A 10,561-nucleotide genomic window follows, 5' to 3' on the forward strand; every position below is an offset into this window, starting at 1 on the left:
CACCGCCCTGCTGGATCGGCTGACCCACCACTGCCACATCGTCGAAACCGGTAACGAGTCCTATCGCCTGCAACACAGTAGCTTGGCGGCCCAGGCCAAGATCAAATCACGGGAGCGAAAGCGTAAGGGCGGCCAGGAACCGGAGGACGATGAGCCGTTCTGATTTCATGGCGACGACGGCCTGCTACATGGCTGCGTGTGGCAGGTCTTAAACAACTGAACTGGGCTAGCGAAGGAGTGGGGGCAACAGCAGCTGCGCTGGTAGACTTATCCACAGTTGCTGGTAACAAAATCAGCAATCCGCCCTGGGTCAAATTTCAATCGGCAGGGTGGGTCAATTTTCCATCAGCGCCAACACGCGAACTCATCCAGGAGCTTGGCTATTCGGCCCAGGTCAGCGCTTGAGCGCTGACCTGCTATCCCACTAAATCTCCAGTTCTGAGAGCTCTTTTAGCCCTGGGATACTGGTGACCTCGTTGGTCATACCTTCTGAACCATCTCGGCCGCGAAGCCAGTTTGAGTGATCGCCTGGCTCGCGCATTTCCAGCGTGTCATAGGAGTACCGCTTGCGCTTGAACAGGCTTTTCAATGCAGCGAACTCGTGGCTTTTTTCGTCTTCTATGCCGACGACTTCTCCTGCAAGCCGCTCCCAGTGACCAACGCCGTCGGCCAGCATTGCCTGATAGGTCTCCGGGTCAAGCAAGGCTTGCTGTTTGAAATGCATGATGCGGTGAGTCATAGAAGCGCTCGGAGTGGCCAAAGAGAGAGCGCTAGCCTAAAGGTTCCGGGTCATTCGTGTAATAGCTGGCCGCGCTTTAGCAAACCGTCGTTGACCCACAACTTCAACCAGGTCGCGGCTTGCAAGGGAGCTTGCTCGCCATGCGTGGCGCTCAACGACTCGCAGAGTTCAGCGAACGATCCGCCCTCGATGAGAAACTGCAATGCCGAAGCCTCCGCTGGCTCCAGGCTCCGGTACTGGCAGACGAGTTCATGACGCCAAACAAGACAGGCTAGGTTCGTTGGCAGGCGGGTAATATCAGGCAGCAAGCTGCCGGACTTGGCGGCTTTCCACAACTCCAGCGTGTTGTACTGCAGCTGCAACCACCGGGCAGATGCAGTCAGGGAAACCCTGAGTGAAATCCAGTCTTCAGCCGAAAAATCACTCATGGTCTCCAGCGAAAGCGCTTCGACATCCTGAGCGTCGAAGGCCAGTGTAAAGGCCCATTCCAGTTCCGCGAGTTCGCGCATCGGCGATAGTTGGGGTTCTTCGACGTAGCTGCTAATGAACTCGGGCAGCTTCTCGCCCAGCCAGCGAATGCTGAAATGTCGTGGTGGCCAGGCGGCCAAGTAGGCCAGTGCGAGCTGCTCGAATGATTCGTTGCCGATCCAGTGAAGCAGGGCAGGGAAGTCTTCTCGCAAGACCGCAAGCAGGCGCGAACGGTAAGCGTTGTGGTAGATCTGCAGGCCTTCGAGAGCACTCAGCGCTGTGCTACCTCGGATCTGCTCCAAAAGCTCGTTGGAGGGCAGGGCACTGTCACCTGTCAGGTAAGTTTCAAATGCAGTCTGTAGGGCGATCAGGCTCAAGGGGTGGCCCCCGATATCACAGATTTGGCGATAGCACGGGCATGTGCTAATTCGGACAACAGCTCTTCCAGCGGCGGAAACTGGTCATCCCGCTCGATCAAGGTCGATGTCGGGCCCAAGTAGCTCAAAGTCTTGCTGTAGAGAGACCAAACCGGATCAGCGATGGGCTGGTCATGGGTGTCGATGAGGTACTGCCCGTAATCGCTGTGCCCGGCCAGGTGAATTTGCCGAATCCGCTCGTGCGGCAATTCCATGATGAACTGCCAAGGGTCGAAACCCTGGTTGCGCGAACTGACGTAGACGTTGTTCACGTCGAGAAGCAGCTCGCACCCGGTCAGGTAACTGAGCTCCGAGAGGAACTGAGACTCGCTCATGCTGGATGTTGTCCACTGCACGTAGGAGGAAACGTTCTCCAGCACGATGGGACGTTCCAAAACATCCTGCACCAAGCGCACCCGGGCCGCGACATGCAGCAGGCTCTCCTGGGTAAACGGCAGCGGTAGCAGATCGTGAAGTTGATGGGCGTTGCCTCGACTCCAGCACAGGTGATCAGACACCCACTGAGGCTGCACCCGATCCGCCAGCTGCTTGAGCTGTCGTAGGTAGTCTATGTCCAAGGCATGTGAGCCGCCAATCGAAAGAGATACTCCGTGCATCACCAGGGGGTAGTGCTCGCCGATCGCATCAAGGAAGTAGAGAGCCTTGCCGCCCTCCACCAGGTAATTCTCGGAAATGATCTCGAACCAGTCGACCGCAGGCCGTTCCTCCAGGATCTGCCGGTAATACTCGTTACGAAGGCCAAGACCGAAACCCAGAGTTTTGCGCTTACTCATTCGAGACTCCAGCAGGGGAGTGGCATGCACTCCCCTGAACCGCCTTATTCGCTGGTTTTGCCACCGGCTTCGTCACATTTGGTCTGGGTCATCAACTTGAACCCTTGGCCTTTGCATTCGCCTTGGCCTTTGCAGTCGTTTTTCGCGGTCATGCAGTCGTTCTGCCCTTTGCAACCATTGATCCCGAAGCACTTCACTTCTGCTGCTTTGGTTTCCTGAGCAGCCTGGACGGGCAGGGTGGAGAACAGGCTGGCGGCCACCAGAGCCAAGGCGGCACCGGTAGCTACGTTGGATTTGTTCGACATAGTGGCTATCTCTCTTGATTGTTTGATGGTCGCGATCCGTCGGTGCGAATGAACGAGTTAGCTCAGGCATTGCTACCGATCAGGCCCATGGAATCCGCAAGGCTGCGCGGGCAGGAAGACAGTACCGAGCCTTCAGGAGGGCCTACAAGAAAGAAATAGCAAACTGACAGAACTGTAATGTTCGGATCAGGTTGCTGACAGGGCGTCGTGGTTAACGTAGCAGCGAGCTTAACGCTCGTCCCCACTAGTTACAGGGGCTTCTAAACTTCTGAGGATTAACGAAATGAAATCGATCAAAACCCTGTTTGTAGTTGCTGCCCTGAGTGTTTCCAGCCTGGCGATGGCCGAAGGCGGTGCTGATCGCACGTTTGCACGCATGGAACAAGCCCGCCAGGTCTCGCTGGAAGCCTATCAGTTGGCCAAGCAGCAGAACGATGAAGCTCCTGTCGCCGGCAGCCAAGCCAAACAGGCGGAACACGCCAGCTGCTGAGCCCCCTCAACCTTACAGAAATGTAATCACCCGGATGGTTGAGATATGGCAGTTTCATACTGCTTGGTGTCAGGGGGAACTTGCGCAGCACGCAAGGCTTGAAGATCAAATCTCCCGACACTGGAGCAGTCAATGAACCCGAGACCGGATGCATATCACCGGCTCATCTGACGGATTGGACATAACGGCATGCAAAGCAAAACCACAAGACGTACTTTCGTCAAAGGCCTCGCCGCCGCCGGTATTCTCGGCGGCATGGGCATGTGGCGCACGCCGGTCTGGGCGGTGAACAGCCCCGGCCAGCCCAACGTACTGACTGGTAACGAATTCGACCTATTCATCGGTGAAACCCCGGTGAACATCACCGGCGCAGCGCGCACGGCCATGACCATCAACGGCTCGCTCCCTGGGCCGATTCTTCGTTGGCGCGAAGGCGATACCGTCACATTGCGCGTGCGCAACCGCCTCAAGGAGGACACCTCCATCCATTGGCACGGCATCATCCTGCCGGCGAACATGGATGGTGTTCCTGGCCTGAGCTTCCATGGCATCGCCCCTGACGGCATGTATGAGTACAAGTTCAAGGTCAACCAGAACGGTACCTACTGGTATCACAGTCACTCGGGGCTGCAGGAGCAGGTCGGCGTATACGGCGCGCTGGTCATCGATGCCAAGGAGCCCGAGCCCTTCAGTTACGACCGTGATTACGTCGTGTTGCTGAGCGACTGGACGGATGAAAATCCAACGCGGGTACTGGCCAAGCTCAAGAAACAGTCGGACTACTACAACCAGCACAAACGCACCGTTGGTGACTTCATCGATGACGTAAGCGAGATGGGTTGGTCCGCCGCCGTAGCCGATCGCAAGATGTGGGCCGAGATGAAGATGAGCCCGACGGATCTCGCTGACGTCAGTGGCTACACCTACACCTACCTGATGAATGGCCAGGCACCTGATGGCAACTGGACCGGCATATTCAAACCAGGCGAAAAGATCCGCCTGCGGTTCATTAATGCCTCGGCTATGACCTATTTCGATGTGCGCATCCCAGGCCTGAAGATGACTGTGGTTGCGGCCGATGGTCTGCACGTCAAACCGGTCAGCGTCGACGAGTTCCGTATCGCCGTGGCCGAGACCTACGACGTGATCATCGAACCAGACAGCGAACAGGCCTATACCGTGTTTGCCCAATCCATGGACCGCACTGGCTATGCGCGCGGCACCCTTGCTGTACAGGAGGGGTTGAGTGCACCAGTACCCAGCCCCGACCCGCGTCCGCTGATTGCCATGGGCGACATGGGTATGGATCACGGCAGCATGGGCGGTATGGATCACGGGAACATGGCCGGAATGGACCACGGCAGTATGGCGGGCATGGATCATGGGAGCATGCAGGGTGGCATGGCCGGCATGGATCACAGCCAGATGGCTGGAATGGATCATTCGGGCATGGCTGGCATGGCTGGCATGGCTGGCATGGCTGGCATGGCTGGCAACATGCAGGCACACCCGGCCTCAGAGACCAACAATCCTTTGGTCGACATGCAGACCATGACGCCGACGCACAAGCTGGACGACCCAGGTATCGGCCTGCGTGATAACGGCCGGCGCGTCCTGACTTACTCTGACCTGCGCAGCACCTTCCCTGATCCGGACGGGCGTGAGCCAAGTCGCACCATCGAGCTGCACCTCACCGGGCATATGGAGAAATTCTCCTGGTCCTTCGATGGAATCAAGTTCTCTGACGCCGAGCCTCTGCGCCTCAAGTACGGCGAGCGTGTTCGCATCACGCTGGTCAACGACACCATGATGACTCACCCGATCCATCTTCATGGCATGTGGAGTGATCTGGAGGATGCGAACGGCAATTTCCTGGTGCGTAAACACACCATCGACATGCCGCCAGGTTCCAAGCGCAGCTATCGGGTGACCGCCGATGCGTTGGGACGTTGGGCCTATCACTGCCACCTGTTGCTCCACATGGAAATGGGCATGTTCCGTGAAGTCCGTGTGGATGAGTAAAGGAGATTTCTGATGAGTACTTTTATGAAGCGTAATGCCCTGTTTGGCAGCGCAGCGATGTTCAGTCTTTTGGCTGTTCTGCACGCGCCGACGTCATTGGCAGGTGAGGGGCACAGCGAGCACGAACAACATGCTGCCGAGTCGGCTGCGCCCGACGCCAGTGACAAGCCTGCAGATCAATCGAAAGACAAGGCCGCTGGCCAGCAGATGGATCATGGCGCCATGGATCACGGAGACATGAAGCATGACGGCATGAATCACGAAAACATGATGGATAAGCATGGCGGCACCGAAGCCGAAGCAGGTTCGAACCATGACCACTAGGTTTTCACGTCCATCTCTCTTGGCGCTGGCTGTGTCGCTGAGTGCGTTCAGCGGCGGCGTTACTTTGGCTGCGGAAGAAATGGATCATTCGGCAATGGGGCACGGCACCATGTCGATGGACCATAGCCAGATGAGCCACGGCGCTACCAAAGCGCCGATGGAGGGCATGGATCACAGCAAGATGGACCATGGTGCCATGCAGGGTGCTTCGGGCAGCATGGATCATAGCCAGATGGGCCACGGCCAGAGCCAAGAGAAGGCCCAGGCTATGGATCACAGCAAGATGGGGCATGGCGCCATGCAAGGACAGATGGAGGGCATGGATCATTCAAAGATGAACCATGGCTCCGCTGAAGCCCCGAGAACCACCAGCCGTACGCCGATTCCCGTTCTGACGGATGCTGATCGCCAAGCGGCTTTCCCGCCATTACCTGGCCACAAGGTTCACGACAGCGCCATCAACAGTTTTTTCCTGCTCGATCAGCTCGAATACCAGGACGCAGATGAGGGCAGCACCCTGGCCTGGGATGCGTCGGGCTGGGTAGGCGGTGATATCAACCGGGTCTGGTTCCGCTCCGAAGGCGAGCGTACCAACGGCGTGACCGAGGATGCTGAATTACAGCTGCTGTACGGCCGCTCGATCGGCCCTTGGTGGGATGTCGTCGCGGGCGTTCGCCAGGACTTCAAACCGGAGTCGCCGCAGACTTGGGCCGCCTTCGGTATCCAGGGCATGGCGCTTTACGCCTTTGAGGCCGAAGCCACGGCCTTCGTCGGCGAGAATGGCCAAACTGCTGCCCGACTGGAGGGCGAGTACGACATTCTGCTGACCAACCGGCTGATTCTCCAGCCAACTGCCGAAATGAACTTCTACGGCAAGAACGATCCTGAGCGAGGTGTGGGGTCTGGGTTGGCAAATACCGAGCTCGGCTTGCGTCTGCGTTACGAGATTGTCAGGCAGTTTGCCCCCTATATCGGGGTTTCCTGGAGCCGCTCCTATGGCAACACGGCAGACATGGTGCGCGACGAGGGCGGTGATGTAGACGAGGCGCGTTTTGTCGCCGGTATCCGGATGTGGTTTTGAGAACCTGACATGAAAAGAACAATTAAAACTTTGGTGGCGGCCGGCGTGGTCGGTAGCACAGCTGTCCTGGCCGGCGCCTACTTTGGCGTGGTCAACGTGGGGGCCGACGATCCCCATTTTCCTGCAGTGCATGCGTTTCTCACGATGGCCCGTGACCGCTCTATCGAAGTCCGTTCGCGGGACATCGAGGTTCCCAACCTGGATGATCAAGCTCTTATTCGCGCCGGTGCGGGCAACTACAACTCCATGTGTATCGGCTGTCATTTGGCGCCAGGTGTGGCGGAGACCGAGCTAAGCCAATCGCTTTATCCTGCGCCCCCCAACCTCGCCAAGATCGGTGTCGATGGCAATCCGTCAGCAGCGTTCTGGGTGATCAAGCATGGCATCAAGGCAACGGGTATGCCTGCGTGGGGCAAGAGCATGGGAGACGAGTACATCTGGGGCATGGTTGCCTTCCTCAACCAACTGCCGACGATGGATGCCAAGCAATACCAAACACTCGTCGCATCCAGTGGCGGCCATCAGCACGGTGGTGGGGAAACGCAGATGCATAACCATGAAGGACAGCACGGCGACAACAAGCCTGGCCATCATGACAATAGTGGCGGTGGCGATGACCATCATGGATCAGGTGATGCTGGAGAGCCTGGTCATCACGATGCCGCGGCTACGGATAGCGAGGGTGGCTCCGCACCTAAGGCAGGTCACCATTCGGATATGAGTGGCGATGACCACCATGCTGGGGATGAGGCGTCGTCCAACGGAGGTGATCATCACGCCGAGCAGGCTCCGAACGCCTCGCCCAAGACCCACACCCACGCCGATGGCAAAGAGCACGTACATGAAAGCTAAATATCTGGCCTTACTGGCCGCTCTCTCCGTCACGTCTGCGGTTCAAGCAGCTGATGCCCTGACGATTGATGTCCATCGTGATGCCAATTGCGGATGTTGCAAGAAGTGGATTTCACACCTCGAAGCGAATGGCTTCAAAGTCGTCGACCATGTTGAAAGCAACATGACAGCAGTGAAGCAAAGACTGGGCGTCGCGCCACGGTTAGCGTCTTGCCACACCGCGGTGATTGACGGCAAGTTCGTCGAAGGTCATGTGCCGGCGGCTCAGGTCATCGAACTCACCAAGCGCGATGATCTCGTGGGCATCGCTGTTCCCGGGATGCCGGCGGGCTCCCCCGGCATGGAAGTCGATGGCGTACAGCATGCCTACCAGGTCATTGGCTTGACCAAGACGGGTTCTGATCAGGTCGTTGCAGAATATCCCGCCCAGTAGTACTGCCTGCCAGCACGGCCGCTTGTGTGTAGTGGCCGACTCATTTTCATACGTCCTTTAACCTAAGTAAAAAAGGCGCCCTAGGGCGCCAAGGGCTGTCTCCAAACCAAAGGAGCACTACGAGGGGACAGCAGGACCAAGGAGCGAGCGGGCAATCAACCCGCTCGCTTGCCAGGGTTAGAGAACTTCCAGCGGGTACTCGACAATCAGGCGGAACTCATCCAAATCCGACTCGAAGTCGGTGGCGCGAGTCGTGGCTTGTCGAATGCGAAAGGACATGTCCTTCAACGACCCAGACTGCACAACGTACTTGGCCTCGATGTCCCGCTCCCAGCGCTTCTGGTTGGTCAACGGATCGCCGTTGTCATCACGGCGCATATAGACTTCGTTGGCGTTGCTGTAGTCGGCATCCCAGCCCTGGGCATATCGAGTCATGAAGCTCAATCCAGGCACACCGAAAGGCTCCATATCCAGGTCATAGCGCACTTGCCATGACTTCTCCTTCGGCGAGTTGAAGTCGCTGTACTGGATGGAGTTGTCGAGGTAGATGGAGTCCGATTGGCGCAAGTAGTCGAAGTCATCATCGCCATTGTTGCGCTGGAGACCCACCAGCACTGTATGAGCGCCGAATTGGATGCCGACCTTGCCGCTCCAGATGTTGTTATCGAAGCTCCCGAGGAGCTGCCTCCCTTCATCGACCGCCTTGTAGTAGTTCAGCCCGCCGATCAAGGCGACATCGTCCGCAAGCGGGTAGCTCAGCGTGGTGCCCGCGTAATATTGATTCCAGGCATCCTTGAGGCGGCTGGTGTAGAGACTAAAGCCGACGTTGTCATTAAGCGTGTAATCACCACCGAAATAGGCGATCCATGGCGAGTCCACTTCGCCCGCGTAGAAGGTAGCGAAGCCGTCGCGCATGCTGCTGGTATTGGGTTGGCTCATCGAGTGGAGGCGACCGCCCTGAAGCGACAGTCCTTCCACGCTGCTGTTGACCACGGTGACACCTCGGAAACTCTCCGGTAAAAGCCGTGCATCACCGTATTGGACGACCGGGCTGACGGGAAAGACGTCGCCTACCTTGATCTCGGTATCCATGAACCGAGTTTTCACCGCGCCCCCCAGTTTGGAGTAGTTGTCCTCAGCCTGCCCGAGGCTGTTGTAAGGCATCACGTCGACTGAGCCGCCTGCTCCAGAACGGCCGTCGCCGGTGTCAAGCTTGAGCCCTAGCATGGCAAAGGCATCGACACCAAAGCCTATGGTGCCCTCGGTGAAACCAGACTCGAATCTGCCTATCACGCCATGCGCCCACTCTTCCGAATAGCCATTACCCGAGCTGCTGGACTGGCCTTTACGGAAATCGCGGTTGAAGTAGAGATTTCGATTGAGAATGGTCAGGCTGCTGCCTTCGATAAATCCCTCGCCTTTCTCGCCGGCGGCCATTGCAGCTTGCCCGGTACTGACGCTCAGAGTGAGCAGAGAAAGTCCTAACAGGGTTCTGTTATTCATAAATGCTCCTGATGTTATTGGCAGTTGTCATTGTGTGGTCGCATATATGTGCCAAGCGCGCCGGGCATAGCCAGGCACGCCTTGGTCATATTTCCACATGCCAAATAACGTCAGGGTGACTTGGAAATTACATTTCAGTCAGCGCGATGTCATTTATCTAGTTTTGATTACGGCAACCTGTCCCGGCTGCCCGGTATTCAAGAATATTCAGATCGCCATTGGAGTCCTCGTAGGTCATCTGGGCCGGCATCACACCGCAGCTAGAGTCCGTCGGGGTAGTGGCCACGACCCTGGCGATATCGAGTTTCATGCCGTAGCGGTAATGAATAACTTCAGGCGGATTCTTTCCGTTAGCGGCAGCATACTCTTGCATGGCCTGCTCATTGGCCTGAATCATCCGACCATAGACACGATCAGCGCCGCCTTCTGCCAGAGCTGCAGAGGAAACAACCATAGCGGAAAGTGCAGCAATGACTTTGAGGTTTTTCATGTTTAATCACTCCTTCAAGGTGGTGATTAAAATATAAACGCAAGACCCTGTCACAAACGTGAAGCGAGAATTACATTCCTGTAATGGATCTAAACTCTTTGAGAGTAAAGGTTTTGATACGTCAGTTATGTTTGGCACTCGTCAGAGCAATTACAGGCGTCGGCTACCGAAGATAACAATTTCTACCCAGGTATCAGTGAGTGGGTCATTGGAAAGTCAGCTTTGGTGAGGCGATCGTTAGCGGTAGTAATGCACTCTTGGCGGCTCCCCATAGTCGCCGTCTGTGCATTTCGCTAAATGCGTGCGCTGCACAAACAGTGCAACGCACGGATTATTGCTAATTACAGCAGTGGAAGGGTGTAGCTCACGATCAGGCGGTTCTCATCAACGTCGTTGCCGAAGTTGGTTGAACGTAGTGTGGCGTTGCGCCATTTAACGCCCAGGTTTTTCAGCGCACCGTCCTGAAAGACATAGGCGATGTCAGTATTGCGCTCCCACTCCTTACCATCGGCACCGCCTGCGCCTAGATCAATATTGTCGCCGGTCAGGTAACGGGTCATGAACGTCAAGCCAGGGATGCCAACGCTGGCAAAGTTGAAGTCATAGCGGGCCTGCCATGAGGTTTCGTCTTTGTTGGCGAAGTC

General features: G+C 56.8%; 14 protein-coding genes. 7 read left to right on the forward strand and 7 right to left on the reverse strand.

The annotated features are described in order from the left end of the window. Positions 1–163 (forward strand): ATP-binding protein (locus tag BLS08_RS25730; protein WP_244155393.1); only part of this gene is annotated, 163 nt, incomplete at its 5' end. A gap of 261 nt (positions 164–424) precedes the next feature. Here the strand turns inward: BLS08_RS25730 and BLS08_RS25735 are convergent. From BLS08_RS25735 to bufA2, 4 genes are read right to left on the reverse strand one after another with little or no spacing between them, the layout of a single operon-like run. Next, positions 425–739 (reverse strand): hypothetical protein, encoded by a 315-nt coding sequence (locus tag BLS08_RS25735; RefSeq protein WP_017675723.1) that lies wholly within the window; start codon positions 737–739, stop codon positions 425–427. Positions 740–789: 50 nt separating this feature from the next. Then, positions 790–1,584, reverse strand: coding sequence for an HvfC/BufC N-terminal domain-containing protein (locus tag BLS08_RS25740; protein ID WP_003460128.1), 795 nt, complete (start codon positions 1,582–1,584; stop codon positions 790–792). Then, a complete protein-coding gene (gene bufB, locus BLS08_RS25745; protein WP_004374664.1) occupies positions 1,581–2,417 on the reverse strand; it encodes an MNIO family bufferin maturase in 837 nt (278 codons plus the stop codon). The genes BLS08_RS25740 and bufB overlap by 4 nt, the downstream gene beginning before the upstream one ends. Before the next feature lie 44 nt (positions 2,418–2,461). Continuing rightward, on the reverse strand, positions 2,462–2,722 hold the full coding sequence (gene bufA2 / locus BLS08_RS25750; protein WP_003460126.1) for a BufA2 family periplasmic bufferin-type metallophore: 261 nt from the start codon (positions 2,720–2,722) through the stop codon (positions 2,462–2,464). A 283-nt stretch (positions 2,723–3,005) separates the two neighbouring features. Here bufA2 and BLS08_RS25755 point away from each other — a divergent pair, with 283 nt between their 5' ends. The 6 genes from BLS08_RS25755 (at position 3,006) to BLS08_RS25780 (ending at position 7,924) form a co-directional block, all read left to right on the forward strand. Next, positions 3,006–3,212, forward strand: a complete 207-nt coding sequence (locus BLS08_RS25755) for a co-regulatory protein PtrA N-terminal domain-containing protein (RefSeq protein ID WP_004374659.1) — start codon at positions 3,006–3,008, stop codon at positions 3,210–3,212. Between the two features lie 189 nt (positions 3,213–3,401). Further along, positions 3,402–5,234, forward strand: coding sequence for a copper resistance system multicopper oxidase (locus BLS08_RS25760; protein ID WP_004374656.1), 1,833 nt, complete (start codon positions 3,402–3,404; stop codon positions 5,232–5,234). 12 nt (positions 5,235–5,246) lie between these two features. Continuing rightward, positions 5,247–5,558, forward strand: coding sequence for a hypothetical protein (locus BLS08_RS25765; protein ID WP_004374653.1), 312 nt, complete (start codon positions 5,247–5,249; stop codon positions 5,556–5,558). Next, positions 5,548–6,639 (forward strand): copper resistance protein B, encoded by a 1,092-nt coding sequence (locus BLS08_RS25770; protein ID WP_004374649.1) that lies wholly within the window; start codon positions 5,548–5,550, stop codon positions 6,637–6,639. The genes BLS08_RS25765 and BLS08_RS25770 overlap by 11 nt, the downstream gene beginning before the upstream one ends. 9 nt (positions 6,640–6,648) lie before the next feature. Further along, complete coding sequence (locus BLS08_RS25775; protein ID WP_003139525.1) at positions 6,649–7,491, forward strand: c-type cytochrome; 843 nt, start codon at positions 6,649–6,651, stop codon at positions 7,489–7,491. Then, positions 7,481–7,924 (forward strand): DUF411 domain-containing protein, encoded by a 444-nt coding sequence (locus BLS08_RS25780; protein WP_090337755.1) that lies wholly within the window; start codon positions 7,481–7,483, stop codon positions 7,922–7,924. The genes BLS08_RS25775 and BLS08_RS25780 overlap by 11 nt, the downstream gene beginning before the upstream one ends. Before the next feature lie 177 nt (positions 7,925–8,101). Here BLS08_RS25780 and BLS08_RS25785 read toward each other — a convergent pair whose 3' ends face one another. The 3 genes from BLS08_RS25785 to BLS08_RS25795 form a co-directional block, all read right to left on the reverse strand. After that, entirely contained in the window at positions 8,102–9,427 is a 1,326-nt protein-coding gene (locus tag BLS08_RS25785; protein WP_024616830.1) for an OprD family porin, read from the reverse strand. Positions 9,428–9,584: 157 nt separating this feature from the next. Then, positions 9,585–9,917 (reverse strand): DUF2790 domain-containing protein, encoded by a 333-nt coding sequence (locus BLS08_RS25790; RefSeq protein WP_017675718.1) that lies wholly within the window; start codon positions 9,915–9,917, stop codon positions 9,585–9,587. A 341-nt stretch (positions 9,918–10,258) separates the two neighbouring features. Next, on the reverse strand, positions 10,259–10,561 hold a 303-nt coding region (locus tag BLS08_RS25795; RefSeq protein WP_139204315.1), incomplete at its 5' end, for an OprD family outer membrane porin.

This window comes from Ectopseudomonas chengduensis, from assembly GCF_900102635.1.
Taxonomy (GTDB): Bacteria; Pseudomonadota; Gammaproteobacteria; order Pseudomonadales; family Pseudomonadaceae; genus Aquipseudomonas; species Aquipseudomonas chengduensis.